The organism is Desulfovibrio faecalis, assembly GCF_053570625.1.
Genome location: NZ_JBRBQR010000001.1, coordinates 1,038,346 through 1,064,833 on the forward strand (window position 1 = coordinate 1,038,346; position 26,488 = coordinate 1,064,833).

The window sequence follows — 26,488 nt, forward strand, 5'->3', positions numbered from 1 at the left end:
GTTGAAATGAAGAACGGATAACCCTAAGAATCGTGTCTACATAGGAAAAAGCAGATATTTTGGCCCGTTGCCAATTATGAACAATGTTAATGAAGTGGGCTTTTATGAAAATCTCGCACAAGCTGATCGTCCTTGTGACCATTCCTTTGCTAGCCTTTTTTATACTAAGTATGATGTTTATCAATGTTAACATCAAAGAATCGAAAATAGTTGACGATATGGCTGGTAACACAAAATTGATGATAGCTATTTCTGACTTGATACATGAATTGCAAATAGAACGCGGGAGGACATCCGTATTCCTGTCGGGCGGTTCACAGGACGAAATGAATGTCCAACGAAAATCTTCTGACTTAAAAATTCAACCTGTATTAAATTCGCTTAAGAGTGCTGCTGTCGACAATCAGATTAGAAATATCCTGTCTGAGTCAACCTCTGAAATAGAAAAGATTCGATCGATTGCCAACAAAAAAAGCTCAGCGAAAGAAGTCGTGGACGCTTACGGGAGATTAATTGCTCAACTAATGACATCCGAAACGTACATCGCAAATTCGAAGACCACGCGCGGCTTTGGCAAGATCTTAACCAGCATAATAATCCTAGAAACTGCTAAGGAAAACGCAGGCAAATTGCGGGCGACAGTGTCTGGCATACTGACAGCGGATAAACCGATTGACGATGAACTTTTCACGCGTTTGATTACATTCAAGGCGAATATTGACGCGAACCTCGACTCAAAGGCGATGGTTCTTGAACCTGTAGCAAAATCCTTGCTTGATGAAAGCAGGAAGTCAGAATCTTGGGCAAGAGTCAACCAGGGGTTCAACACCGTACTTTCGAAATCAAAAGAAGGAAATTATGGAATAAATGGGAAAGACTTCTTTGCTACAATAACAAAAACAATTGATGACATGTACCTTGTTCGGAATAAAGAGGTAGAGTCTGCTGTTGGCAACTTACACACTATTCAAGAAGAAATATCAAATACGCTACTGAAAGTATACTTGTCGGTCGGATTTGCACTCCTTTTAGCTCTTAGTTCTGCAATTTATTTGGCGCGTTCGATAACTAGCCCGATCAATCATTTGATTGCATACGCTAAAAGCGTTGCAGGCGGTGATTTGAACACAAAGATTGTAGAAAAATTTTCTCATGAACTTGGTAGTCTTAAAGATTCGCTGGCGTCCATGATTCAGAATTTGAAGTCGAAGATACAAGAAGCTGAAGAAAATAGCGCGAAAGCGGCTGAGCAATCTGAGAAAGCTTTTCTAGCAATGCAAGCGGCTGAAGAGGCACGACAGGGAGCTGAAAATGCTAAGGCAGAGGGAATGATTGCTGCTGCTAACCACATTGAAGGTGTTGTAGAGATTCTAACGTCAGCATCTGAAGAACTCTCAGCACAGATTGAGCAATCCAGCCGTGGTGCCGATGAACAATCGGGTCGTGTACGCGAAACCGCCACCGCTATGGAAGAAATGAACGCCACCGTGCTGGAAGTAGCCAAAAACGCGCAGCAAGCCGCAGATATTTCAAATCAGGCCCGCCAGCAGGCACAGGAAGGCTCTAAAATTGTCACAGATGCCGTTAAGAGCATAGAGGCCGTTCACGCCCAGTCTATTGCTATCAAGGAAGACATGGATGTCTTGGGCAAGCAGGCAGAAGGTATTGGGCAGATCATGGGAGTGATTGCCGATATCGCCGATCAAACAAACTTGCTGGCTCTGAACGCAGCCATTGAAGCTGCCCGCGCAGGTGATGCCGGACGTGGTTTTGCTGTGGTTGCCGATGAGGTGCGCAAGCTTGCTGAAAAGACCATGACGGCTACCCAGGAAGTGGGGCAAGCCATTACAGGAATTCAGCAGGGCACACGCAAGAATATCCAAAACGTGGAGCAGGCTGGTGTATCTATTGAAGAGGCTGCAAAGCTTTCAGCTCAGTCTGGCGAATCGCTCAAGCACATTCTGGAATTTGTCCATATGGTAAATGATCAGGTGCAATCGATTGCCACAGCCAGTGAACAACAATCAGCTGTCAGCGAAGAAATCAACCGTTCTGTGGAACAGGTAGCCACTATTTCTGCTGAAACGGCTCAGGCAATGGAGCAGGCCTCTAGTGCAGTAGCTGAGCTTGCGCAGCAGTCCCAAACATTGCAGAAACTTATTGTCGAGATGAAGAACGGATAACCCTCTCAATCCCCGTTCTTTTACAAGGCCGCTCAGAAATGGGCGGCCCTTTCATTTATTGCTGCTAGGCTAGCCACCTTCAAAAAACTAGCGCCAGAGACGTATGGGGATGTTTGAGCCAACTTGTTCTGTGTATCTGCTTAATCTTGGAGGTCATTATGCAGGAAATAATCAACAAAGCCGCCATTACGGTTATCCGAGTCGAACATTCATTCGGAGAAATCGCGTTGTTGATCCACTTATTTCAGGTTCGTGTTATATGCCCTCTGAGGATATGTCCCCATATCCATCCCAGAAAGTAAAAGCATTCTTCCCAGATTTTTTTGATTCATAAAGGGCCATATCCGCTCTTTTAAACAACGTGCCAAAGTCGCTTGACTGACAAGAATTTATTGCAATACCGATGCTTAAAGAAATTTTTACATCTGAAAATCTAGTTGCAACCTTTTCTTTAAAATCAGAGAGAAGTTGTTCTGCATAATTTTTGAGAGTTTTTTTGTCTTCGATATGGTGGAGAAGTATACCGAACTCATCACCACCAAGGCGGAACAGGTTTTCAGAAGAAAATAGCTGCTTAAGTAAATTTGAAAAAGCCACGAGCACCTTGTCCCCCTCAGGATGGCCAAGCCGGTCATTTACCTCCTTAAAGTTATCTAGATCAGCCAAAAAGAGCACCGTATTTGGTAAACAGGGTGTTTTTCGCATGAAGTCCTGGAGACTTCGCCTGTTATTCAACTTAGTCAAGTAATCGGTGTTTGCATCGATAAGCAACGTATTCTTGCGTTGTTGCTCTAAGGTTATATCCATATAGAGATAGATGTATCCAGCCAATACGCGAAATACATCTAAAAGTTTTTCTTCGTGAACTCTCAAAACACTTTTTTCGGATAGAAGCAAAATTCCTTCTTCGTCTCTTTCGATGATCCACCTTTTACTTTTGAACAAAGTTTTCGTGACATTCATAAGAAAATCAGCATTTTTCCCAACTAGCTCTTCACGATCCTGCATGAAGGTATCAACAAATCTCTGATTGGCAGTAGTGATGTTTCTGTTTTTGTCAGTCACCAAAACGGCAAAGGGCAAACTTTCAATCAGAATATTCAATTCCACTATCAAGTTTTGTAAGTCAGTAACGTCATGCGCGAATCCGACTGTGCCTATAACTGTGCCATCGGCATCAAAAATAGGCGATTTAAAGGTTTTAAACTTACGAAGTTCCGTGCCACATTTCACTGTTTCATCAAAAAGGCATGTTTCCTTTTTATTGAGAACAATTTCTTCAGACTCCAGACAAACATATTCTCCATTTGCATATTCATCTGGATCGAGGTCCCAAACATAATAATGTCCTCGACCTTCAATCTGGGACTTGGTCTTATTTACCGCCTGGCAGAAACTATGATTAACCTTTAGGTGACTGCCACGCGCATCCTTGAACCAAATCAGATCAGGTAGATTGTCTATTAACGTATCCAGATATTTTTGGTGGTTCTTCCGGGTTTTCCGTGGGTAACCCCTGTCAGGAACTGGCCGGGTAGAGGTTTAGACCGCCACAGAAGAAGTAGATGGCTGTCTTGAAATGCTCCCGGTTCCTATAACCGCAAGCCTTCCTCTTGATGGCCATGATCTTGCTGTTGAGGCCCTCGGCCACGCCGTTGGTGATCCTGTGGCGGCAGAAGGTCAGGATGTTCTCAAGATGTCTCTGAATCAGTCCGCCCACTTTGCGCATTGGGGCAAGATCTGACCTGTTCACCCAGACCAGCCATCGCTTCACAAAACGTCTGGCCCATCCCGTGCTCAGGTACTTCCAGACGTCGTTCAGGCTTTCCTTCATGGCCCAGGCCTTGGCCACCTTGAGGTTCGCTGTCTTCAAGGCCTCCAGGGCTGGCCGGTGTTTGTCCGGCAGATTCTCCTCCCGGTATAGCCAGAGGAATTTCGTGCCCTTGAGTCGATGGTCATCCTGACTTGTGAGTTCGCGGTGCTCTTGCTTGCGTACCCGGTCCACAGCCTCGCCTACGTGTTTCATGACGTGGAACCGATCGTGAACGATTTTCCCCGCCGCGTCCGGCACATGTTTGAGCGTAGCTTTAAAATAGGGCTCCCACATGTCCATGGCCACGGCCTTGATCCGCTCCAACTGCGCCTTGGTGAACTGAAGGTAGTACCCCTCAAGGCTTTCGGCCTTACGCTCGTCGGCCACATACTCCACCGTGCTGCCGATCAGATCACAAACCACGGTCACATAGTCGTGCCCCTTGCGGAATGCCTTCTCGTCAACGCCAAGATACCGCGAGGGATTCGATTGCTTGCGCTCCCGGCCCCGGCGCACCGCCCTTTCCATGACACCCCATGCTTCGTCCCAGGTGATGCGCAGGATGCGCCGCGCTCCTGTTACGGTGGCGCACTCGGTCAGCACGTCGATGATCAATCGCTCCATCAATATGGTGAAACGTGCCTTGGACTCGGCCCAAGGCACGTTGACCTGAAGGACGCCATGCTCGGGGCAGTCCACTCGGGGAATCCGAGCATGCAGGAACGTCTTGAACTGGCACGTGTCCAGATGGCGCCAGACACGAGGCTCGGCATGGTCGCGGCAAGCCAGCTCTCGACCACAAGTAGGGCAAAACCAGCGAACACCAGGACCATGCTCCACGCGGATGTCTACCCGACCTTCCGCCGTGTCCAGTTCAACAGCCTCAACAAACCAGGGCTCGGTCAGCCCGAGAATCCGAAAATATAGGTCCGTATCCTTCATTGGTGCCCTCCGGGAAGGACATTAGCAGATCAGCTACCCACGGAAAACCCGGAAGAGCCGGAATTGACGATAAAGACGCTATTGCTCAAGCTGCCTTTTTTTTCCAAACTGGCATCCTATCCCCTGCAAAAGCTGATGTCCACATCACATTACTTCTAGCATTGATAGAGAGGACATCCGAATTGACTATAACATCTGCGAAAGAATATTTAATTTTTTTTGAACGACTGATTTCTTTCAGCGAAGCAGGGGTGTACACCAGTGAGCATTCAGACTTTCCTGACGTACGGCATCAGAGAATAGCTCTATTGTATGCTGCCATGCCAGACCCACGAGCAACTTGGCTGAACACATGGCGACTTCTTTCCGGTGTTCGTTACAAATTGCGCTGCTCACTCTTCGATGCACAGGCGAGTGAATGGAGAGCTGTTTTAAACTTCATGCTTGCGTGCGGCCTCAGCACATGCACGCTCCTATCAGAGGGGGGGGAACATTCTGAAGCGCGTGCACTTCATGATTCTGTAACACAAAAACTGGCATCTTATTCCCAATGGGACTGGATTCAGGAACATTTTTTTGTAAAGTTCCAGCAAGTTTCAGGAAAGATAGGAGAAGCTATCGCAAAAACATGCGACTAGCAGGCTCCACCTCATGTTAACTTTTTAGGCTCTTCCGGGTTTTCCGTGGGTAGCTGATCTGCTAATGTCCTTCCCGGAGGGCACCAATGAAGGATACGGACCTATATTTTCGGATTCTCGGGCTGACCGAGCCCTGGTTTGTTGAGGCTGTTGAACTGGACACGGCGGAAGGTCGGGTAGACATCCGCGTGGAGCATGGTCCTGGTGTTCGCTGGTTTTGCCCTACTTGTGGTCGAGAGCTGGCTTGCCGCGACCATGCCGAGCCTCGTGTCTGGCGCCATCTGGACACGTGCCAGTTCAAGACGTTCCTGCATGCTCGGATTCCCCGAGTGGACTGCCCCGAGCATGGCGTCCTTCAGGTCAACGTGCCTTGGGCCGAGTCCAAGGCACGTTTCACCATATTGATGGAGCGATTGATCATCGACGTGCTGACCGAGTGCGCCACCGTAACAGGAGCGCGGCGCATCCTGCGCATCACCTGGGACGAAGCATGGGGTGTCATGGAAAGGGCGGTGCGCCGGGGCCGGGAGCGCAAGCAATCGAATCCCTCGCGGTATCTTGGCGTTGACGAGAAGGCATTCCGCAAGGGGCACGACTATGTGACCGTGGTTTGTGATCTGATCGGCAGCACGGTGGAGTATGTGGCCGACGAGCGTAAGGCCGAAAGCCTTGAGGGGTACTACCTTCAGTTCACCAAGGCGCAGTTGGAGCGGATCAAGGCCGTGGCCATGGACATGTGGGAGCCCTATTTTAAAGCTACGCTCAAACATGTGCCGGACGCGGCGGGGAAAATCGTTCACGATCGGTTCCACGTCATGAAACACGTAGGCGAGGCTGTGGACCGGGTACGCAAGCAAGAGCACCGCGAACTCACAAGTCAGGATGACCATCGACTCAAGGGCACGAAATTCCTCTGGCTATACCGGGAGGAGAATCTGCCGGACAAACACCGGCCAGCCCTGGAGGCCTTGAAGACAGCGAACCTCAAGGTGGCCAAGGCCTGGGCCATGAAGGAAAGCCTGAACGACGTCTGGAAGTACCTGAGCACGGGATGGGCCAGACGTTTTGTGAAGCGATGGCTGGTCTGGGTGAACAGGTCAGATCTTGCCCCAATGCGCAAAGTGGGCGGACTGATTCAGAGACATCTTGAGAACATCCTGACCTTCTGCCGCCACAGGATCACCAACGGCGTGGCCGAGGGCCTCAACAGCAAGATCATGGCCATCAAGAGGAAGGCTTGCGGTTATAGGAACCGGGAGCATTTCAAGACAGCCATCTACTTCTTCTGTGGCGGTCTAAACCTCTACCCGGCCAGTTCCTGACAGGGGTTACCCACGGAAAACCCGGAAGAACCTCTGATTTAAACACTCATCCCGGAATTTTCCGTTAAAGCTTTCAATGTGCCCATTATCCGTAGGCTTCCCCGGACGAGTAAACTCTATTTGTACTCCATGCTCAAAAGCCCATGTATCCAGGGCGTTACCGCTAAATTCCGGCCATTATCAACCTTGATACGCTGTGGCAGCCGACCTTGAAGGCGTAGTCTTTCAAGAACACGCACAACTCGAACTCCAGGCAACGACATGTCCACTTCGAGCGCGGGACTTGAACGATCCCATAGATCGGCAATTGCCAAAATCCGGATGCGCCGTCCCCCCATAAGGGAGTCACTTACAAAATCCATCGCCCATTGCTCATCTGGGCCATCAGGGCCAGCCTGGACAATACGGGCATGGCTTGGGCGCTTCACTCTCTTGCGGGTGCGCAGTGAAAGATTTTCTTCCTGGTAAATTCTTTCTGTCCGTTTGTGGTTCTGCACCAGCTCTTCCCGGCGCAATAATTCATGCAAGCGCGGAGAACCGAAACGCCGTCGGTCATTTGCCAGTTCTCGCATCCGAGTCCGCAAAAGAAGATCACGGTCCTCAGATGGTGCCCGTCTGGCTGAACAGCGATTAAACTGAATCACTCGGCAAGCCCGCCGTTCTGAGTAGCCATGCGCAGTCTGAATGTGATGCACGGCTTCCCTGTTGGCTTCGGGCTTCAAAAGTTTTTTGAGATCACGTCCTTCAGGACGACGATATCAAGCGCTTGTTCACCTACAAGTCGTTTCAGCCGAGCGTTCTCTTCCTCCAACTAGCGCAACCGCTTGGCGTCAGAGATGTTCATCCCACCGAACTTGCTGCGCAATTTATAAAAGGTCGCATCCGAAATGCCATGCTGACGGCAAAAATCGACAACACGAACGCCAGCCACGGCTTGCCGCAAGGTCCCAATAATCTGCTCTTCGGTGAATCTGCTACGTTTCATTTTTGTGCTCCTATGTCAGGAACACTAACTTTTCAATGGCATACTTTTCGGGGGGAGGGGCAATTTTTTTGTATGAACGCTGGTTAGCAGTTTTTAACGCCCAAAATGATGCAGTTGATGTTCCATGAAAAGAACGCCAAAAACGCCAAAGTGTACACCAACTACACCAAACTATTCACTAAAAAACCAAAAGATACGCCAAAAACACCAATCTGTATGTGGCGTGATTGGTGCGAGCCACATGAACTTGTATGAGCGTATAAATGATGTCTAAGTATTTGTAATTATTATAAATTATGTTGATTTTTTGGGAGTAGGAAATCGAAGGTTCGAATCCTTTCGCTCCGACCATTTATCCAAGTTAAAGGGATAGTCAGACGCAAGTCTGACTATCCCTTTTCTGCGTTGAATTGGGTCGCTCAAAGTGGCGATTTGCAGAATTTTTTTAAATTCGAACCTTCTGATGTGTGCGAATATTGGATAGGTTGTGCAATTTTTTTGGACCTTGATTGATGATTTTGTGGTAAATAATGTAAAATTATATTTTTTAAATTAAATGTGTCTATGAAGTTCACGAATTTTAATGGTTAACTGTTTGTTTGTATGAATCTCATCATGATGTTTTATGAGAAAAAATTTTATGACCAGCATAAATATTTATTAAAATCCTCCGATATATTATTGATGAAATATGCATGGTTCTAAATTTCTGAATAGATGTTTTAATGAGCATGACGGAGGGAATGTTATGGGAAAAATTTCTACAATGCAAAAACTTTTTGGTTTGTGTTTGCTGCTCTCGCTATTCCCAGTTGCAATTGGTGGATACGCAGTAAAAAGTTTGCAAAAACTTACGTTTGATTTAAACACGTTATACAATGTGCATATGAAGGGTTTAGATCAGGTACGTGCTTTAAATATTACAGTTTTGCGCATTGTAGGTGATGAGAAAAATCTAATTATCAGTGATGATCAACAAGATATAGAAAAATATTTGCAAATACTGAATGGGGAATGCAAAGAGTTCGACAGTATTTTGCAGGATCTGCCAAACTATTTCGTTACACCGCGCGGCTATGAATTGCTTGGAAGCATCACCACTTCTGCAAAGGAATGGCGCACAGTTCATGATCGAGTGGTTGATCTTGGTAAAAGTCTTGACCCCGATGCTAATAAGGAAGCGCAAAAAATTTCCTCAACGCTTGGTAACGACAAGCTGCGCATACTCGCTCAAGCAATTCAGATCTCCGTCGAGTCCAAAATCAATACTGCCAAACGTCTTAATGATTCCAGTGCGGCCATGTACCAGCAGGCGTTTTGGATTACAGTGGCAGGCATTGCCATGTCGGTGCTTGTAGGGCTGTGCGCAGGGTATTTTCTCGCACGAAATATGCTGCGTCAGCTTGGCGACGAGCCTGCTTCCCTTTCTGATCTTGCACTTGATATTGCCGGTGGAAACTTGAACGCGGAGTTTAATCCCCGCCGGTCAGAGATTGGCGTGTTTGGGGCCATGAAGCAGATGGTTGCCACGCTGAAGTCAAAGATTGCCGAAGCCGATCAAAATAGCCTCGAGGCCAAGGAAGAATCAGAGCGAGCCCAAAAAGCGACGGTGGAAGCTGAAGAAGCCAGAAAGCAAGCTGAACGCGCCAAGGCCGAGGGCATGCTTCAGGCTGCGCAGCAGCTTGAGGGGGTTGTTCAGGTCGTATCCTCTGCTTCAGAAGAACTTTCCACGCAAATTGAACAATCCAGTCGTGGGGCAGATGAACAGTCTAGCCGTGTGCGCGAAACTGCAACCGCCATGGAAGAAATGAACGCCACAGTTCTGGAAGTTGCACGCAATGCCCAACAGGCTGCTGACATTTCTCATCAGGCGCGGCAGCAGGCCCAGGAAGGCTCTAAAATTGTCACTGATGCCGTTAAAAGTATTGAATCTGTTCACTCCCAATCCATTGCCATTAAGGAAGACATGGATGCTTTGGGTAAGCAGGCCGAAGGTATCGGGCAGATTATGGGTGTGATTGCCGATATTGCTGATCAAACAAACCTGCTGGCTCTGAACGCCGCCATCGAAGCCGCTCGCGCAGGTGATGCCGGGCGTGGATTTGCTGTGGTTGCCGATGAAGTGCGCAAGCTTGCTGAAAAGACCATGACCGCTACCCAAGAGGTGGGGCAGGCTATCACAGGTATTCAGGAAGGTACGCGCAAGAATATCCACAACGTGGAGGTGGCTGGTGTGTCCATTGAAGAAGCCGCAAGGCTTTCAGTCACGTCTGGTGAATCGCTCAAGCAGATTCTGAAATTTGTCAACATGGTCAACGACCAGGTTCAGTCCATTGCAACGGCTAGTGAGCAGCAATCCGCAGCAAGCGAAGAGATCAATCATTCTGTGGAACAGGTAGCAACCATTTCGTCTGAAACTGCTCAGGCAATGGATCAGGCATCAAGGGCTGTGGCTGACCTTGCGCAGCAGTCCCAAGCATTACAGCGCCTCATAGTTGAAATGAAGAAGGGATAACCCCCCCCTCAGCCCGTGTATTCAATAGGCCGCTCAGGAATGGGCGGTCTTTTTGTTTGATGATCTGGTTCTATGTGGACTTTACGTCACCCGAAGAGGCTCAGTTGCCTGTGGGCCTGCTTTTCTTCAAGAGTATTCATGTATTGAAAAATCGGCTCAGGCTCATGCATGATGCCATGCTGCAAACAGTAATGGCGGAAAAAGTCCATCAGGTATTTGTTGTTTGGACTGCTCAGTATGTATTGCGTGCCATAGGCCCGGATGTATTTTTCCTTCATTCCGGGAAAGTGCCGATCAAGCTGGCTATAGAAGTATTGCCGGTTCCCCTGGCGAAGGGTCATTCCCATGCCAAAATTAATGATGCCGCGCACATTTGCCTCGGCGCAGTACTCCAGAATCCCCGCGATATTTTCTTTTGTATCATTGATGAAGGGGAGTATGGGGCAAAGCCATACCACAGTCGGTATCCCTGCATCGCGCAAGCGAAGCAGCACGTTAAAGCGCTCCTTTGTGGTGCTTACGTTCGGTTCCAGTTTTTTGCACAAATCTTCATTGTGTGTGGTCAGGGTTATCTGAACAACGCATTTGGTCTTTTCATGAATTTTTTGCAACAGGTCGAGATCGCGCAGTATCCGATCTGACTTTGTGATCACGGTAAAGCCAAAGCCATGCTCATGTATCAGCGACAAGGCCTTTCTGACATTTCCGATTTCCATTTCTGCCGGAATGTATGGATCTGTCATGGAGCCTGTGCCAATCATGCACTTTTTGCGTTTGCGCTGAAGGGCGTTATCAAGCAGCTCTATGGCGTTTTCCTTTACTTCTATATCTTCAAATTCATGCTCCATGCCATAGCAGGCGCTGCGCGAATCGCAGTAAATACATCCATGCGAACATCCGCGATAGATATTCATGCCGTTTTTAGCGGATAAAATTCCCTTTGCTTTCACAAAATGCATCTGTTTGTTTCCGTCTGACTGCTGTGCAACGCAGCTGTTATTGTCTTGACGCGTCGCGCAGTTCTTACCATATGCGCCAGCTATCCCATCTGTCGGCTTTTTCTTCGCTTGTGTGGCGGGCGAGTGCCGCAGAGTTCGTCTTTTGGGCTCATCTATTGCCCCGCAGGGCCGTTGCTGAAGGATTTGGCAAGCGGTTTTTCATTGCTGTCGCGTACCGTTGCTGGTGGGTTCTGTCTGTCCACTGGAGTCAGACGAAAAAGTTGTCCCCGCGAGGTGGTCTCGGCATACCCCTGAAAAACCGTGCCCGCGCGTTGCGCATTGCCTTTTAAGTCAAGGGCGAGGCTGGTTTCTTGATTGGTGAGAGTGTAAAATTCTTCCTTTGCAATGACCTTCCAACGCTGATTTCTGCCGCCGTGCCAAGGGAATATGATGATGGGAACGCCATTGTATTTTTTGCTTTCAGATGAATCCAACACCATTGCCAGCTTGGGTGCAATAATTTTGTAGAAGTCGTTGCCAAGGTGCTCAAAGCGCCATATGCCCGCCTGTTCGTTCTGCCCAAGTGTAACCCGCTCTCTCACTGTCATGCCGCTGGAAACTACTGCCAGATTGCTGTCTGCCATCTGAACAAGGTAGTCGCCATCCGCAATTATAGCGGCAAGGGCGGTTTGCGGAATAATAAGGCACAAGGTCAGTAGAATAATCAGCCTGGAGTATGCGGCCATGCCTGAAGCTTTTTTTATGGCTTTCTGCGTGTTCTTCATAGGGTCTCATTACTGGGCAAGGTGCTGTTGTGTGTGGCTGCCTTTGACAGGGAAGAGGGCAAGTGGGCAGATCATATAATGACCAGCAGTGGGGGCTGCAAATATCTATTGGGTTTTTAACTCAGTTTTAATTGGTGGGTCTAGCTATTTGTTGCAGCTACAAACAGAGTGTACTGTCTGTGATGATGGCAGCACAAGTTATTTTGTAATGCCATGATCAATTTGATTAAAAATTTTGTTTTAATCAAAAATAGTTTACTTTTTATTATGTAAAATTGTAGAATAAATATTTGTCAATTTGTCGTTGGATAGTCTAGATAATGTTAAATTCTTTATAATAAATATGAGGGCATGGTACGATGCCATGTTATAAAGTGTAATTGTATGTTGTTTTGGGCGCCATGAAGCAAATTATTGCAACCCTCAGGAGAAAATTAGCAGAGGCCGATCAAAAGAGTCAGGAATCCAGAGAAGAATCTGAACGAGCCCATCAGGCCACTCTGAGGCGGAAGCCGCACGGTAGCAGATGGAACTCGCAAAGACTCAAGACATGTTGCAGACCGCCCGGCAATTCGAAGGCGTTGTTGAAATAGTCTTCTCTGCATTTGAAGAGCTGTCTGACCAGATTAAGCAATCCAGTCGTGGGCGGATGAACTGTCGAGCCGTGTGCGCATAGCAAGGGAATGGAAGACATAAACGCTCTGGGCTAGCAGGCAGAAGGTATCGGCCAGATCATGAGTGTTATCAACAATATGCCGACGAAGTGCGCAAGCTTGCAGAAAAAACCATGTCCGCGACCCAGGAAGTGGGGCAGGCCATCAGCGGTATTCAGGAAGGCACAAAAAAGAATATTGATAATGTGGATAAGTCAGCAGAATCCATCGAAGAAGCCACACAACTTTCAATCCGTTCCGGTGACTCGCTGAAGCAGATTCTGGAGCACGTGCATATGGTCAACGATCAGGTGCAGTCCATAGCCACGGCCAGCGAACAGCAGTCGGCAGCCAGCGAGGAAATCAATCATTCGGTAGAACAGGTTGCCACAATCTCGTCAGAAACAGCGCAGGCCATGGAGCAGGCGGCAAAGGCCGTGGCGGATCTGGCGGAGCAGTCGCAGGTACTTCAGGGGCTTATCCGCGACATGAAAAGTCAGGGATAGTGAGATATTCTGGCAGAAGGCCGCTCAGCGTGCGCGGTCTTCTGCCCCTGCACGGGATATGGGGTGCTACATCATTTCATTGAGACCTTGCAGATGGATTTTTGATCCAGCCACAAGCAGCACATCACCCGCCTGAACTACCGTGTCAGCCCTGGTTTTTTGCAAAATGGGGCTGCCCTGGCCTTTTATGGCGAGGATGATAACATCATGCGATCTGGTCAGGGCGGCTTCCGCCAAGCTTTTGCCCACAAGGGGCGATGTGTCCGAAACCAGAAATTCATCGAGCAGCACTTCATCGTTTGTGTTGCTGCGGTGCATGAAGGATTCCACCAGGGGCCGCTGGATGGCCTGGGCGATGGACTGTCCGCCGATCATGTGCGGCAGTATGACGCGGTTGGCCCCTGCGGTTTTGAGCTTGCTGATGTGGCGGTTGTCGCTGGCGCGTGAAACAATGTAGAGATCGGGGTTCATGGCCCGGGCAGAGAGCACCACGTACACGTTGGCGGGGTCGTTGGACATGGAAGCCACAAGAGCCTTTGCCCTGTCGAGCCCAACACGCATCATCACGCTGTCTGATGTTGCATCGCCAAGCACAAGAAAATAGCCCGCGCTCTCGATTTCTTCTGCCTTTTTGTCATCGGTTTCAACCACAACCACGTCAACGCCGTCCGCTGCCAGTTCAGCGGCCACTACCCGGCCCACCAAACCGAAACCGCACAAAACGCAATGGCCCGAAAGTGCCGCAATTGCCTTGTCCACTCTGCGCCTCCGCATCATTTGAAAAACGCGCCCTTCTGAAGCCAATTGTACAAAATAACCAATGAGAAGCGCAAAATAGACTACGCCAGAAATAATGACAGCACTGGTAAGCAGTTTTCCCTGCTCGCTCAGGGGGTGTATTTCGCCGAATCCAATTGTTGAAAGGGTGATAAGCACCATGTAAAAACCGTCAAATAGCGACCATCCTTCAATATATTTATACCCAAGGCTGCCAAGTATAAATATAATAAAGAGTACGGTGCCGTTAATCATTAACGGCCAGAATATGCCCATGCGCTGTCTGGCGCGCAATAATCTTATGTAGAGCTTCTTTTTCAATCCTTGCTCCATTGGTGAGCAGCCAAGCGCATCTTGCTGAGCAGCTTGCTGTCGCAAATGCAATCACGCCATCGCGGCAAGTATGTTTGATTTGCTGGTTGTGCTAAGTGATTTACGAGCGAATCCTCCAGAATTCAACAAAATATGGAGCAGATTTGAAATATTTTTATCCTTTCATGAAATGTCCAGGAAAAGCCCAGTATAGCGTATTTCTGAAAAATTGTTTGGAGTGCTAGGTTTGCGGATAGAAATTTTTTTATAGTGAGCTCTTTTGTTGTGATTAATAACGCAAAAAAAGAATGATGATTTTTCGCTAATAGATTTAATATGCTGATATTTTTGGCTGTTAACCAGAAAGTTGTTGAAACTTTTTCGAGGGTGATTTTTTTTGACAAATCGGTTCTCTGTAGAATTAGATAGCGAAATAGTTTGATTTAATATCTAAAGGCTTTGATGTTTGCCAGTTTGTGAATAAAATGGATAATTAAATACGATTTTTGCATGTTACATTTTTGTTTTGAATTGTTTTATATTTATTTACGATAATTATTTTATTAAAAAAAATTAAATTGAATTATATCAATTGGGAGCACCATGCTTTTAACTGGCTGATTTTTGGTGTGATTTTTAGTTTATATATTATATCTATGTACATTAATGTAGTTTTGTTTAATTTATTCATTTCTTTGCTTGTCATGGATTGTAAAAAAATGGGAGTTTATTTGTGTTATGGCAGCCATTTGGGGCTATTTTTTATTTTTACAGTAGTAATGTGCGATAAATGGTGGTTGAAGCTCGGGCGCACCCCTAAATATGGATGGGCATATTCTCTAGACGCTATTTATATTGCCCTCCTTACGCTTCAAGCGCCCCGGTTTGATTGTGGTGCCATTTTTCGTTTATTGGGTTGACACAAATTGCTTTATCGAAATAGTGTTGGTGCTGAATCTTTATAGTTCAAAAGTTTTTTAACTTGGCTCTTCCGGGTTTTCCGTGGGTAGCTGATCTGCTAATGTCCTTCCCGGAGGGCACCAATGAAGGATACGGACCTATATTTTCGGATTCTCGGGCTGACCGAGCCCTGGTTTGTTGAGGCTGTTGAACTGGACACGGCGGAAGGTCGGGTAGACATCCGCGTGGAGCATGGTCCTGGTGTTCGCTGGTTTTGCCCTACTTGTGGTCGAGAGCTGGCTTGCCGCGACCATGCCGAGCCTCGTGTCTGGCGCCATCTGGACACGTGCCAGTTCAAGACGTTCCTGCATGCTCGGATTCCCCGAGTGGACTGCCCCGAGCATGGCGTCCTTCAGGTCAACGTGCCTTGGGCCGAGTCCAAGGCACGTTTCACCATATTGATGGAGCGATTGATCATCGACGTGCTGACCGAGTGCGCCACCGTAACAGGAGCGCGGCGCATCCTGCGCATCACCTGGGACGAAGCATGGGGTGTCATGGAAAGGGCGGTGCGCCGGGGCCGGGAGCGCAAGCAATCGAATCCCTCGCGGTATCTTGGCGTTGACGAGAAGGCATTCCGCAAGGGGCACGACTATGTGACCGTGGTTTGTGATCTGATCGGCAGCACGGTGGAGTATGTGGCCGACGAGCGTAAGGCCGAAAGCCTTGAGGGGTACTACCTTCAGTTCACCAAGGCGCAGTTGGAGCGGATCAAGGCCGTGGCCATGGACATGTGGGAGCCCTATTTTAAAGCTACGCTCAAACATGTGCCGGACGCGGCGGGGAAAATCGTTCACGATCGGTTCCACGTCATGAAACACGTAGGCGAGGCTGTGGACCGGGTACGCAAGCAAGAGCACCGCGAACTCACAAGTCAGGATGACCATCGACTCAAGGGCACGAAATTCCTCTGGCTATACCGGGAGGAGAATCTGCCGGACAAACACCGGCCAGCCCTGGAGGCCTTGAAGACAGCGAACCTCAAGGTGGCCAAGGCCTGGGCCATGAAGGAAAGCCTGAACGACGTCTGGAAGTACCTGAGCACGGGATGGGCCAGACGTTTTGTGAAGCGATGGCTGGTCTGGGTGAACAGGTCAGATCTTGCCCCAATGCGCAAAGTGGGCGGACTGATTCAGAGACATCTTGAGAACATCCTGACCTTCTGCCGCCACAGGATCACCAACGGCGTGGCCGAGGGCCTCAACAGCAAGATCATGGCCATCAAGAGGAAGGCTTGCGGTTATAGGAACCGGGAGCATTTCAAGACAGCCATCTACTTCTTCTGTGGCGGTCTAAACCTCTACCCGGCCAGTTCCTGACAGGGGTTACCCACGGAAAACCCGGAAGAACCTTTAACTTAATATATCGCGGAGTGAAGATGGACGATTTTTTGAAGGGTGCTTTGGAAATTTCCAAGGCTCAGGCTGGCGTCAGGGTTATGAGCGCGGAAGAAATTACGGCCTTTGTCCAAAAGGTTGCTGGCAGTATCAGGGCTGTTGCCATGGGCGAAGCCACTTGCGAGCCCGACTTTGATGGGGCTGTTCTTGAAGCCAGAAAGTCGATCAAGGAAAAGAGCGTCACATGCCTTGAGTGTGGTAAGAGCTTCAAGATTTTGACTAAACGTCACCTGGCTACACACGGCCTCTCCACAGAGGAATATCTTGAAAAGTGGGGCTTTAAAAAGGGTACTCCTCTTGCCTGCAAGGCCTTGCAACGCGAGCGCCGCAAGAAAATGAACGACATGAAGCTGTGGGAACGGAGGATGACCGCCAAGAAGTAATTCTGCGGTCTGTCTGTCAGCAGTCTTGTTTTTGCATTCCCCGCCTTGCAGGGCAGGGGAAAGAAGCGGCCCACTTGTGGGTCGCTTCTGTTTGGGGCGTCGCTTGGTTTTTGCAGGCATTTTTTGCAATTTTTTTGGGTTTGGCGTAAAATTACCAAGGATTGCATCATACCAAACTGCCGGGTAACCCCGGAAAGGGCAAGGGCTTTCATGAGCACTGCAGAAGCGCCGCGTCGTGCCATTTTTCTGGATCGCGACGGCACCCTGAACCACGATACTGGCTATATTCACCGCAAAGAAGACTGGCAGTGGCTGCCTGGCGTGGTTGAAACCCTCAGGCGCTTTCATGCCGTAGGGTATCTGCTTGTGGTAGTGAGCAACCAGTCGGGGCTGGCGCGCGGCATGTTCAGCGAGGACGATCTGCACGCTCTGGAAGCATGGGTTAGTGAAGATCTGGCGGCGCACAACGCCGTTATCGACGCTTGGTACTATTGCCCCCATCTGCCGGAGGTTACTGGCCCTTGCAACTGCCGCAAGCCAGAGCCGGGCCTCATCCTGCAAGCCGCTGCCGATCTGAATATTGATCTTGCGCGCTCCTGGATGATTGGCGACCGTGTGCGCGATATGCAGGCCGGGCTGGCCGCTGGGTGCAGCTGCGTGCTATTGCGCCCCCCGGTGGGCGCGTACGAAGATAACGTTCCCGTGCCGGAAGGCGTCAAGGTTGTGCCGCATCTGCCCGCCGCCGGGGTGCATATTTTGGCACCTGAAATGCGGGCGCACAGGCTCTCCCGTCTGCCTGGCGGCTGTGGCGCGCATTGTGGAGGAAATCTGGGTTCCGATGGCTCAGGTCTCCTCGGCAGCAGTTGCGGTTCTGGCTGTGAGGGCGGGGCTGGCAAAGGATAATTTTTATGTGCAGGCAGGTCTGAAATTTTGCCCTGCCGTGCCTGTAGATGCCCAAGCCCCCCGTCTGACAGAATCTGCGTTAGGTGCAGGTCCTTCAGGCAGGGGGCTTTGCGTGAAATTTTAATGCGTGGGGGGAGCGGCGTCAGTGTGACAGGCAGCCGTGCGCCCGCCTTTGCCGTGCGGCTGATCGCATCAGGTGTATTGCGGCTCGTTTTCCTTGATAATCTGAAAGGCCTTCATGGCCTTGATGGTGCCGGGCAGGCCCTGATACTTGGTCACTCCGGCGACCGTGCAGTTGAGCATGTCTTCGTGATCGGTATCCAGCACGATAATGTCGCCCACCTGCATGCGCAGCAACTGGTTGCCCGTGATGGTGGTGCGGCCAAAATGCACCTTCATCTCCACCGGAGTTTCCAGCAGGCGCTCTTTAAGGCGCGCCACCCATGCGTGGTCAACTTCGAGGCGTTCGGTCTGAAAGCTTGCATGCAGTTTGGAACGAATGGGTTCAATGGTGGCGTAGGGCAGGCAGATGATCATGGAGCCGAGCGCCGTATCCAGCTCGACTTCAAAGGTGATGACCACCACAACATCGCTGGGGGGCACAATGGCGGCGAACTGCGGATTGATTTCGCTGCGCACAAGCTCAAGCTTTACGTCATGCACTGGCCGCCAGGATTCTTCCATGTTTTCCAGCGCGATTTTGACAATCTTGTCCACCACGGCCTGTTCAATGCGCGTGAATTCGCGGCCCTCAACCTTGGGCTGGGAGCCGGCGCCGCCAAACACGTTTTCCACCAGGGCAAATACCAGACGCGAATCAACAACCATGATGGCATTGCCGCGCAGGGGATCCATTTTGAAAATATTGATGGAGGTGGGTACCGGCAGCGAGCGCATAAACTCGCCGAACTTGGTCATATCAATGGATATGGGGTTCAGCTCCACGCGCTTGCGCACAGAGTTGGAAAGGGCGTTGGTGCAAAGCCGTGAAAAGCGGTCATTAACGATTTCAAGTACGGGCATGCGCCCACGGATGATACGATCCTGATTGGCAAGGTCAAAGGACACAATACCGGAATCGTCTTCCTGCGTTTCCGTTTCGTTTTCGATTTCCCCGCCGGAAAGCCCGCGCAGCAGGGCATCAACTTCGTCTTGCGCCAGAACTTTATTCATACCAGCCTCGGAACAGTCGTGAAAATGTGTGTTGCGGCGTGTTTTTCCGCACACGACCACGCAGTTGGAATATGCAAGATAAAGGCCAGTTTGACAAGCAGTACAGCACCTTTTGCCAGATCAGCCGCCGCACGGCAGGGAGTGCGCCATGCTTGCCTTTCCAGGGCCTGTCAGGCAATCTCAAAGGATGTTTGTACGTCTTTTTTCGGCCAGTGACCATGCCTTTGCAGACAGGGACGGCGTTGCTCCAGCCGCGCCAGTTGTAACCATTGCCGCAAGGCCGGGGCAAAGCCTTTCGCAGGCCATCTGGCTTTCTGGGCAGGTGCGCCCCTTGCCCCTGTGCGGCGGGCTTGGGCGTTGCGGGCGCTGCCGCGTGCGTTTTGTGCGCCATGCGCCGCCATGCCTGCCTGCGGAGCAGGACGTTTTTTCCGCCCCGCTACTGGAGGCTGGCTGGCGTCTGGCCTGCCGCCGTCAGGTGCCCGACCCAGAAATGGCTGCGGCGGGGGGCGCTGCCGCGCTTGATCTTGAGTTGCCGCCGGAGAATCTTGTTCTGCCTACGGGAGCGCAAGCGACAGGGCATTTGCCCGGCCACGGCATAACGCCGCCGGATTTGGCGCTGGCTGTTGATCTTGGCACCACATCCCTCTGCTGGCGGGCGCTTGATATGAAGGGCCGGGCAGTGGCTGAGGGCCGCGCGCTCAATTCTCAGGCTGGAGCCGGGGCGGATGTCATGTCGCGCCTTGCCGTGGCGCGCGCGCCAGAAGGGCGCGCTGTGCTGGCCGGGCTTGCCCGGCGGCAACTGCTGGACATCATGGATTCGCTGGCGCAGTCGGGCGCGGGGCGGGTAGTGCGGTTGTGTCTGGCTGCCAACACTGCCATGACCGATATTTTTCTTGATCGCGATGTGGAGGGCCTGTGCGCAGCGCCGTACAGGCTGACGCACAGCGGCGATGAAACACTTGCGCTGCCGGATTTTCCACCTCTCTATGTCCCGCCCCTGCCCGCGCCCTTTGTGGGCGGCGACGTGAGCGCGGGGCTGGCCGCCCTGCTGGAGGCGGACGTTCCCCGGCCCTTTGTGCTGGCAGATCTTGGCACCAACGGCGAACTTGCCCTGGTAACCGAGACTGGACAGTTGTGGCTGACCAGCGTACCCCTTGGCCCGGCTCTGGAAGGTATTGGGCCTGAATGCGGCCAACTTGCTGGCCCCGGTGTGGTAACGGGCTTTACGCTCACTCCCATGGGGCTTGCCGCGCAGTTTTATGAAGGCGCGTCCACGGATGCAGAAGATACCGCAGATGCGGCGCGTCATTATGTTGCTCCGGGCGCTGCTTGCCCGTGCCCTGCCTGCCAGAGCGTTAACGCGGGGCAGAACCCTGCGGGGCTTGCAGCAGGTTCTGCGGCTGGCGCTGGAGTTGCTTCTGCGGGAGCTGTTGCGTGCGGCATAAGCGCCACAGGATACTTGTCCCTGCTGGCCTTGCTGCTGCGCGCGGGTGTCCTGCGCAATGACGGACAGTTTGTGGCAAATCCGGTCATGCCGCTGGCGCGCAAGCTGTCTGCCGGGCTGGAGCAGCCCAATGCGGCAGAAGTTCCTACGGAATCCGGCCTAGCCAAGTCAGGCGCGCGCCTGCGCCTGCCGCATGGCCTGTGGCTTGCCGCCGCTGATGTGGAGGCCCTGCTGCAGGTCAAGGCCGCCTTTGCGCTGGCGCTGGATGCGTTGCTGCGGGCGGCGGATATTCCTGCCGGCAAGGTCGCGGCATTGTGTCTGGCTGGTACGCTGGGCGAATATGTCAGGCCGGACGACCTTGAAACACTGGGCTTTGTTCCCGCTGCTCTTGCCCCGCGCATCCGCGCTGTGGGCAATACTGCGCTGGACGGAGCCGCGCTGCTTGCGCTGCACAACAATAAAATTCCGCCTTTGGCCCGCTTGTGCAGCGAGGCCGTGGTGCTTCCCCTTGTAGACGAACCGAATTTTCACACCGATTATCTGCGCCGTATGCGCTTTGGAGTATAAATGTCCGCGAAAGACGATTCTTTTAACGATTCCGATCGGCGTAGCCGCCGTTCCGGCGAGGGCAACAGTCAGCCTCGCCGCCAGACACCGCGCAGAGCTGGCGACAGGCCCGTGCGGCGCGATGGCGCGGACGGCAGATTTGCCGGACGCGATGACCGTAACTCTGGCCGTCAGGACGACCGCCGTGATAACCGCCGGGACGGGCGTGCTTCTGACCGCCGTGACGACAGGCCGGGCAGTCGTCCCAATAGTCGGCCTGGCAGCCGCCCCTCCAGAGGGCAGGATGCACGGCGTGATGGGCGGAGAGAAGACCCCCGCGACAATCGCCGTGATGACCGGCGTCCGACTGACCGCCCCGCAGATCGCCGTGACGATCGCCGTCAGGACGGACGTTCGCCCAATGCACCCAGGGACCGCTACGGCAGACCTGCATTCCGGCCTGAAAAGCGCGAGGGCGACAGGGACGTTGCTCCTTCCGGGCAGCGCAACTTCGAGCGCCAGAATCAGCGCCCTGTAGCGCGTTCTTTTGAATTGGGGGCATGGCCTGCCGCCAGGGCGCTGTTTCCGCCGCTTTCGGCTGAAACCCAGCGTATTCTGGATATGCTGCCCGAAGCCCTGACCAAGGTGTGGCCGCTCAATGCGGGGCACAAGCGCTCGTTGCCCGACGACGTGGCCCAACTCTCGCGCCTTCTGACCACAGAACGTGCCGGGTTGGCGCGTCCGTACTGGAGTTCCCCGGCCTCCATCAGCGCCTATCTGTATTATTTTCTGCCCTGGAATCTCGTGCGCCTTACGCGTCTGCTGGCAAGTCTGCCCCTGGCCGACCCCCGCACAGTGGCTCCGGAGGGTGGCGAGGCTCTGCTGGTGGATGTGGGCTCAGGCCCTCTGACTCTGCCCCTGGCCCTCTGGCTGGCAAGGCCTGAATGGCGCAGCGCCCCTGTGCGGGTGCTGGCTCTGGATACCTCGTCGCAGCCGCTTGAACTGGGCAAAACCCTTATGGAAGTTCTGGGCGAGCTGACGGGCCAGCCCGTATGGCCTGTGCGCGTGGCCCGCGCACCTCTTGATCAGGTCGTGCGGCAGGCCACCCCGTTGCTTTCTGGCGGGCGTGCCCGCCCGTGGCTGGTCAGCGCCGCCAACGTGCTCAACGAACTGCGTTTTGGCAAAAAGCGTTCACGCGGCGCAAGCGCCATAGAAGACGAGGACGAATTTGATTCGCTGGATGCCGAGGGCATGGATATTGACGGCAATCCCGCTGCGGGCGAGGCCGATGGCGAAAAGCCCGAAGGCTGCCGCGAGGATAGGCTCGACAGCTTCCTTGAATCCCTGTCGCCGCTCTTTGACCATGCGGATTCGCGCGGCCCTGCCCCTGTTGGGCCTTCCCTGCTGCTTGTGGAACCCGGCACACGCCTTGGCGGCTCCACCATCATGCGCTTGCGCCAGCTTGCTGTTGACGGCGGGCTGACTGCCCTTGCGCCCTGTACGCATCAGGCTGATTGCCCGCTGCTGCGTGGTCAGGGCGGGCGCACATGGTGCCACTTTACCTTTGGCAGCGAAGGCGCGCCGCTGTGGCTTGAAGACCTGTCGCAGGCTTCGGGCCTTGGCAAAAGCGGCCTGAGCCTCTCCCCCCTGTTGCTTGCCGCCATGCCCGAGGCAGAAGCGCAAATGTCCGGTTCTCTGGCCGCCAGGGTGCTTTCTGCCCCCTTTATGGTGCCGGGTCTGGCGGGCAGGGCACGCTACGCCTGCTCTGGCAAGGGGATACTGCTGCTGGAAAATGCCGAATCTCTGGCCTCTGGTGATGAACTGACTGTTTCCATTGCTGCTGGCGCACCACGCGACCGTAAAAGTGGCGCCTTGCAGGTGAGCCCCCCGGCGCAGCAGGGCGGAGCCCCCCGGTCTGAACGCCGCCCCGGTGATGATGAAAACGGTCGCAGGCCCGCGCCATACCGCAGGGACAATAGGGAAGACGGCAGGGATGGAAGCCGTGATGGCACCCGCGATGGTGGCAGACCCGCAGGAAAGGGCTATCCAGACCGTCCGCCCCGCGCTCCGCAGGGCGACCGCAATCAGGGGGACGACCGCAGGGGGCAGGGCGGACGTCCGCCCCGGCCTCAGGGCAATGACCGCCCTCAGCGTGATGACCGGTCAGGTCGTGACGACAGGCCGCGCCGCGATGACCGTTCAGGCAGGGATGACCGCCGTGGTCGGGACGACCGTCCGGACTGGAAAGGCCGTCAGGATCGGCAGGGTCAGCCAGACCGTTCAAATCGTTCAGATCGCTCTGAGCGCTCGGACAGGCCTGATCGGCCCAATCAGCAGAGGCGCCAAGATCGCAATAACCGTCAGGAAAGACCGGGCGGGCAGGACAGAAAGGACCGTGGAGGCTCTTCGGACAACCGTTCGGGCGGCAAGCGACCTGGCAACAATCGTGCAGGCAAGCCTTCAGGCCCGCGTCGCAACAAACCCTAGGGTATATGGCTTCGGCACAGATGTTTTTGTCTGTGCCGCACCACTTTTTTTAGTTGTAAAATTCAGGGGGGGCTTTTACCCCCCCCTCTGTGCATGACCCACTATCTCTACACCCTTCGCGAAATTTTTGGCCCGAACTGTTCGTAGGTTCCCCTTGAGGCTCTGGGCCTTTTCCACCTCCTCCGGCTGGGTTACCCGCACAATATTTTGCTTAAAAAAACTTGCCCCGCATATCCGCGCCACTGGCTAGAAAACGGGTGAGCGGGTGTATGCGTCTAAAGTTTTTTGTTGCTATTGGTTATTTTTATTATTAATTTATACAAATAATTTAATGTGTTAATGGGGATAAGCGGCTTTCCGGGGGCTTTTATTTACATCCGTTCCGTGTATACTCAACTCTTAATCATAAAACGCCGTATCTGAGCCGCCATGCTGCGGCTTCTGTTTTGCGGTTAGTTATCTGGAAACTTCGGAGCCGCCCTGACGGCTGCATACCTTAAATAAGAGGCTGTTTTTTCATGCTCACAATGCCCAAGAATTTGCCGCAGCCACAGTTGAAGCCCAACACGGAAGTTGTTCTGCAAAAGCGCTATCTGCGCAAGGATCTGACTGGCAAGCAGGTAGAAACCCCGCGTGACCTTTTCTGGCGTGTGGCATCCTCCATTGCCGCCGAAGAAGCCAAGTACAGCCAGTCCACCTGCAAGGACGACGTGCTGGCGCGCGATTTTTATGACCTCATGACCAGCTGGAAATTTTTGCCCAATTCTCCCACGCTCATGAATGCGGGTACTGACCTGGGGCAGCTTTCGGCCTGTTTTGTGCTGCCGGTGGGCGACTCCATTGAAGAAATTTTTGATGCGGTCAAATACGCGGCCATGATCCACAAGTCTGGCGGCGGCACGGGATTTTCTTTTTCGCGCCTGCGCCCCAAGGATAGCCGCGTAGGCTCCACCGGGGGCGTTGCCTCCGGCCCGGTGTCCTTTCTGCGCATCTTCAACACTGCCACAGAACAGGTGAAGCAGGGCGGCACTCGGCGCGGGGCCAATATGGGCATTCTGCGTGTTGATCACCCCGACATTCTTGAATTTATCCGCGCCAAGGAAAAAGAGGGCGAATTCAATAACTTCAACCTTTCCGTGGGCCTGACAGAAGTATTCATGCGCGCCGTGGAAAACGACGAGCATTACGACCTTGTGGCCCCCAATTCCGGCGAAGTTATCAACCGCCTGCGCGCGCGGGAGATTTTTGAGCTGCTGGTCAAAAAGGCCTGGCAGTCGGGCGATCCGGGTATTGTGTTCCTTGACCGCATCAACCGGGACAATCCCACACCCGACCAGGGCGAGATAGAATCTACCAACCCCTGCGGCGAGCAGCCTCTGCTGCCCTACGAAGCTTGCAATCTGGGTTCCATCAACCTTTCGTGCTTTTACATTCCCGGTCACAACGATGCGGCTGACCCTGCCCGCGATTGCATTGACTGGGCCGAGCTTAAGCGCGTGGTGCATCTGTCTGTGCGCTTTCTCGACAATGTCATTGATGCCTCACGCTTCCCGCTGGACAGCATCACCGAAACCGTGCGCAGGAACCGCAAGATCGGCCTTGGCGTCATGGGCTTTGCCGACCTGCTCTATCAGCTTGAAATGGCCTATGATTCGCAGCAGGGCCTTGAACTTGGCGAGCGCATCATGGCCTTTATTCAGGAGGAGGGGCACAAGGCCTCGGCCCAGCTGGCTGTGGAACGCGGGGCCTTCCCTGCCTACGCTACGTCCGTGTATGCCAAAAAGAAGCTTGGCCCCTACCGCAACGCCACGGTAACCACCATTGCGCCCACGGGGACGCTTTCCATCATCGCTGGCTGCTCCTCCGGCGTGGAGCCTCTGTTTGCCCTGTGCTTTACCCGCAACATCCTTGACGGCGAGCGTCTTGTGGAAGTGAACCCTCACTTTGAGGCGGCCCTTGCCGATGCCGGGCTGTTCAGCCACGAGCTTATGGATGCGGTGGTTGCCAAGGGTTCCATTCAGGAAATGGACTACCTGCCCGCCAAGCTGCGCAAGGTCTTTGTTACGGCTATGGATATAGCCCCTGTGTGGCATTTGCGCATGCAGGCGGCCTTTCAGCGCCATACCGATAATGCCGTGTCCAAAACCGTGAACCTGACCAACAGCGCAACGGAACAGGATATTTTTGATATTTACTGGCTGGCCTATCAGGAAGGCTGCAAGGGCGTGACTGTCTACCGTGACGGCTGCAAAAGTATTCAGGTGCTGGCCACGGGCGAAGGGCAAAAGAAAATGGACGGCGAAAGCGGTGCCGAGGCTGCCCAGTCTGGCCCGTCAGCTGTTCAGGTCGGGGCTGGCGTGCGCAAGCGGCCCGACATTGTGTGGGGCTTCACGCAGAAGGTGCCCACCGGGCTTGGCGTGATGTACCTCACCGTCAATGAGGTTGACGGCCAGCCCTTTGAGGTTTTTGCCACAATCGGCAAATCTGGCCGCTCCATCACGGCCAAGGCCGAGGCCATTGGCCGTTTGGTGTCCCTGGCCTTGCGCTCCGGCGTGCACGTGCGCGATGTTGTGGCCCAGATCAAGGGTATCGGCGGCGAGCACCCCGTATTTCGGGGCAAGGGGCTGCTGCTTTCCATCCCCGATGCCATCGCCTGGGTGCTGGAAAAGCGCTATCTCAAGGACGAACACATCGGCGACGTCAACGACCTGCAAGCCCAGAACTGCCCTGAATGCGGCGAAGCGCTGGTATTTCAGGAAGGCTGCCTCATCTGCCCCGGCTGCGGTTTTTCGCGTTGCGGGTAATGATTGGAACTGACTGACGGCA

20 protein-coding genes and 1 pseudogene are annotated in these 26,488 nt (G+C 52.7%); 11 read left to right on the top strand and 10 right to left on the bottom strand.

Going from position 1 to position 26,488, the window contains the following annotated elements; translation table 11 throughout:
* Positions 1-104: 104 nt before the first annotated feature.
* Positions 105-2,183, top strand: coding sequence for a methyl-accepting chemotaxis protein (locus ACUZ79_RS04615; protein WP_449250841.1), 2,079 nt, complete (start codon positions 105-107; stop codon positions 2,181-2,183).
* A gap of 255 nt (positions 2,184-2,438) precedes the next feature.
* Here the strand turns inward: ACUZ79_RS04615 and ACUZ79_RS04620 are convergent, their stop codons facing one another.
* The gene (locus tag ACUZ79_RS04620) at positions 2,439-3,659 is read right to left on the bottom strand and encodes a diguanylate cyclase domain-containing protein (protein WP_449252162.1); all 1,221 of its coding nucleotides are present in this window, start codon (positions 3,657-3,659) and stop codon (positions 2,439-2,441) included.
* 43 nt (positions 3,660-3,702) lie between these two features.
* Complete coding sequence (locus tag ACUZ79_RS04625) at positions 3,703-4,938, bottom strand: ISL3 family transposase (protein ID WP_096152604.1); 1,236 nt, start codon at positions 4,936-4,938, stop codon at positions 3,703-3,705.
* A gap of 182 nt (positions 4,939-5,120) precedes the next feature.
* Here ACUZ79_RS04625 and ACUZ79_RS04630 point away from each other — a divergent pair, with 182 nt between their 5' ends.
* Together ACUZ79_RS04630 and ACUZ79_RS04635 are read left to right on the top strand one after the other, a co-directional pair.
* A complete protein-coding gene (locus ACUZ79_RS04630; RefSeq protein ID WP_449250842.1) occupies positions 5,121-5,576 on the top strand; it encodes a hypothetical protein in 456 nt (151 codons plus the stop codon).
* An 86-nt stretch (positions 5,577-5,662) separates the two neighbouring features.
* Positions 5,663-6,898, top strand: a complete 1,236-nt coding sequence (locus tag ACUZ79_RS04635; RefSeq protein WP_096152604.1) for an ISL3 family transposase — start codon at positions 5,663-5,665, stop codon at positions 6,896-6,898.
* A 6-nt stretch (positions 6,899-6,904) separates the two neighbouring features.
* On the opposite strand, the gene ACUZ79_RS04640 is transcribed toward ACUZ79_RS04635, so the two are convergent.
* The 3 genes from ACUZ79_RS04640 to ACUZ79_RS04650 all read right to left on the bottom strand — a co-directional run bounded on the left by ACUZ79_RS04640 (position 6,905) and on the right by ACUZ79_RS04650 (position 7,883).
* Positions 6,905-7,051, bottom strand: coding sequence for an integrase core domain-containing protein (locus ACUZ79_RS04640; RefSeq protein ID WP_449252163.1), 147 nt, complete (start codon positions 7,049-7,051; stop codon positions 6,905-6,907).
* Positions 7,015-7,593 (bottom strand): IS3 family transposase, encoded by a 579-nt coding sequence (locus tag ACUZ79_RS04645; RefSeq protein WP_449250843.1) that lies wholly within the window; start codon positions 7,591-7,593, stop codon positions 7,015-7,017. The genes ACUZ79_RS04640 and ACUZ79_RS04645 overlap by 37 nt, the downstream gene beginning before the upstream one ends.
* Positions 7,594-7,709: 116 nt before the next feature.
* Positions 7,710-7,883, bottom strand: a complete 174-nt coding sequence (locus ACUZ79_RS04650) for a transposase (RefSeq protein ID WP_449250844.1) — start codon at positions 7,881-7,883, stop codon at positions 7,710-7,712.
* 748 nt (positions 7,884-8,631) lie between these two features.
* On the opposite strand from ACUZ79_RS04650, the gene ACUZ79_RS04655 reads away from it, so the two are divergent.
* A complete protein-coding gene (locus ACUZ79_RS04655; protein WP_449250845.1) occupies positions 8,632-10,398 on the top strand; it encodes a methyl-accepting chemotaxis protein in 1,767 nt (588 codons plus the stop codon).
* 86 nt (positions 10,399-10,484) lie between these two features.
* Here the strand turns inward: ACUZ79_RS04655 and ACUZ79_RS04660 are convergent, their stop codons facing one another.
* On the bottom strand, positions 10,485-11,357 hold the full coding sequence (locus tag ACUZ79_RS04660; RefSeq protein WP_449250846.1) for a radical SAM protein: 873 nt from the start codon (positions 11,355-11,357) through the stop codon (positions 10,485-10,487).
* 152 nt (positions 11,358-11,509) lie between these two features.
* On the bottom strand, positions 11,510-12,121 hold the full coding sequence (locus ACUZ79_RS04665; RefSeq protein WP_449250847.1) for an RICIN domain-containing protein: 612 nt from the start codon (positions 12,119-12,121) through the stop codon (positions 11,510-11,512).
* A gap of 763 nt (positions 12,122-12,884) precedes the next feature.
* On the opposite strand from ACUZ79_RS04665, the gene ACUZ79_RS04670 reads away from it, so the two are divergent.
* Positions 12,885-13,280, top strand: coding sequence for a methyl-accepting chemotaxis protein (locus ACUZ79_RS04670; protein WP_449250848.1), 396 nt, complete (start codon positions 12,885-12,887; stop codon positions 13,278-13,280).
* A 66-nt stretch (positions 13,281-13,346) separates the two neighbouring features.
* On the opposite strand, the gene ACUZ79_RS04675 is transcribed toward ACUZ79_RS04670, so the two are convergent.
* Positions 13,347-14,039: a potassium channel family protein gene (locus ACUZ79_RS04675; protein WP_240823835.1), complete on the bottom strand. Its 693-nt coding sequence runs from the start codon at positions 14,037-14,039 to the stop codon at positions 13,347-13,349.
* A gap of 51 nt (positions 14,040-14,090) precedes the next feature.
* Positions 14,091-14,390: pseudogene (locus ACUZ79_RS04680) on the bottom strand (potassium channel family protein); the annotation flags it as partial.
* Positions 14,391-15,412: 1,022 nt separating this feature from the next.
* Here ACUZ79_RS04680 and ACUZ79_RS04685 point away from each other — a divergent pair.
* The 3 genes from ACUZ79_RS04685 to gmhB all read left to right on the top strand — a co-directional run bounded on the left by ACUZ79_RS04685 (position 15,413) and on the right by gmhB (position 18,012).
* Positions 15,413-16,648: an ISL3 family transposase gene (locus ACUZ79_RS04685; RefSeq protein WP_096152604.1), complete on the top strand. Its 1,236-nt coding sequence runs from the start codon at positions 15,413-15,415 to the stop codon at positions 16,646-16,648.
* Between the two features lie 59 nt (positions 16,649-16,707).
* Positions 16,708-17,109, top strand: a complete 402-nt coding sequence (locus ACUZ79_RS04690) for a MucR family transcriptional regulator (RefSeq protein ID WP_240823836.1) — start codon at positions 16,708-16,710, stop codon at positions 17,107-17,109.
* Positions 17,110-17,319: 210 nt separating this feature from the next.
* Complete coding sequence (gene gmhB / locus ACUZ79_RS04695; RefSeq protein WP_449250849.1) at positions 17,320-18,012, top strand: D-glycero-beta-D-manno-heptose 1,7-bisphosphate 7-phosphatase; 693 nt, start codon at positions 17,320-17,322, stop codon at positions 18,010-18,012.
* A gap of 192 nt (positions 18,013-18,204) precedes the next feature.
* Here gmhB and fliM read toward each other — a convergent pair whose 3' ends face one another.
* The gene (gene fliM / locus ACUZ79_RS04700; RefSeq protein ID WP_022657872.1) at positions 18,205-19,185 is read right to left on the bottom strand and encodes a flagellar motor switch protein FliM; all 981 of its coding nucleotides are present in this window, start codon (positions 19,183-19,185) and stop codon (positions 18,205-18,207) included.
* A 187-nt stretch (positions 19,186-19,372) separates the two neighbouring features.
* On the opposite strand from fliM, the gene ACUZ79_RS04705 reads away from it, so the two are divergent.
* The 3 genes from ACUZ79_RS04705 (at position 19,373) to ACUZ79_RS04715 (ending at position 26,466) form a co-directional block, all read left to right on the top strand.
* Entirely contained in the window at positions 19,373-21,196 is a 1,824-nt protein-coding gene (locus ACUZ79_RS04705; protein ID WP_449250850.1) for an ASKHA domain-containing protein, read from the top strand.
* Entirely contained in the window at positions 21,197-23,662 is a 2,466-nt protein-coding gene (locus ACUZ79_RS04710) for a small ribosomal subunit Rsm22 family protein (protein ID WP_449250851.1), read from the top strand.
* A gap of 518 nt (positions 23,663-24,180) precedes the next feature.
* Entirely contained in the window at positions 24,181-26,466 is a 2,286-nt protein-coding gene (locus ACUZ79_RS04715) for a vitamin B12-dependent ribonucleotide reductase (protein ID WP_449250852.1), read from the top strand.
* Positions 26,467-26,488: the final 22 nt, after the last annotated feature.

What these genes read in the sequence shown, in the direction of transcription:
- ACUZ79_RS04615 (WP_449250841.1), top strand. Translation starts at nt 105, where the DNA reads ATGAAAATCTCGCACAAGCTGATCGTCCTTGTGACCATTCCTTTGCTA.
- ACUZ79_RS04625 (WP_096152604.1), bottom strand. Translation starts at nt 4,938, where the DNA reads ATGAAGGATACGGACCTATATTTTCGGATTCTCGGGCTGACCGAGCCC.
- ACUZ79_RS04635 (WP_096152604.1), top strand. Translation starts at nt 5,663, where the DNA reads ATGAAGGATACGGACCTATATTTTCGGATTCTCGGGCTGACCGAGCCC.
- ACUZ79_RS04650 (WP_449250844.1), bottom strand. Translation starts at nt 7,883, where the DNA reads ATGAAACGTAGCAGATTCACCGAAGAGCAGATTATTGGGACCTTGCGG.
- ACUZ79_RS04655 (WP_449250845.1), top strand. Translation starts at nt 8,632, where the DNA reads ATGGGAAAAATTTCTACAATGCAAAAACTTTTTGGTTTGTGTTTGCTG.
- ACUZ79_RS04660 (WP_449250846.1), bottom strand. Translation starts at nt 11,357, where the DNA reads ATGCATTTTGTGAAAGCAAAGGGAATTTTATCCGCTAAAAACGGCATG.
- ACUZ79_RS04665 (WP_449250847.1), bottom strand. Translation starts at nt 12,121, where the DNA reads ATGAAGAACACGCAGAAAGCCATAAAAAAAGCTTCAGGCATGGCCGCA.
- ACUZ79_RS04685 (WP_096152604.1), top strand. Translation starts at nt 15,413, where the DNA reads ATGAAGGATACGGACCTATATTTTCGGATTCTCGGGCTGACCGAGCCC.
- ACUZ79_RS04690 (WP_240823836.1), top strand. Translation starts at nt 16,708, where the DNA reads ATGGACGATTTTTTGAAGGGTGCTTTGGAAATTTCCAAGGCTCAGGCT.
- gmhB (WP_449250849.1), top strand. Translation starts at nt 17,320, where the DNA reads ATGAGCACTGCAGAAGCGCCGCGTCGTGCCATTTTTCTGGATCGCGAC.
- fliM (WP_022657872.1), bottom strand. Translation starts at nt 19,185, where the DNA reads ATGAATAAAGTTCTGGCGCAAGACGAAGTTGATGCCCTGCTGCGCGGG.
- ACUZ79_RS04705 (WP_449250850.1), top strand. Translation starts at nt 19,373, where the DNA reads ATGTTTGTACGTCTTTTTTCGGCCAGTGACCATGCCTTTGCAGACAGG.
- ACUZ79_RS04710 (WP_449250851.1), top strand. Translation starts at nt 21,197, where the DNA reads ATGTCCGCGAAAGACGATTCTTTTAACGATTCCGATCGGCGTAGCCGC.
- ACUZ79_RS04715 (WP_449250852.1), top strand. Translation starts at nt 24,181, where the DNA reads ATGCTCACAATGCCCAAGAATTTGCCGCAGCCACAGTTGAAGCCCAAC.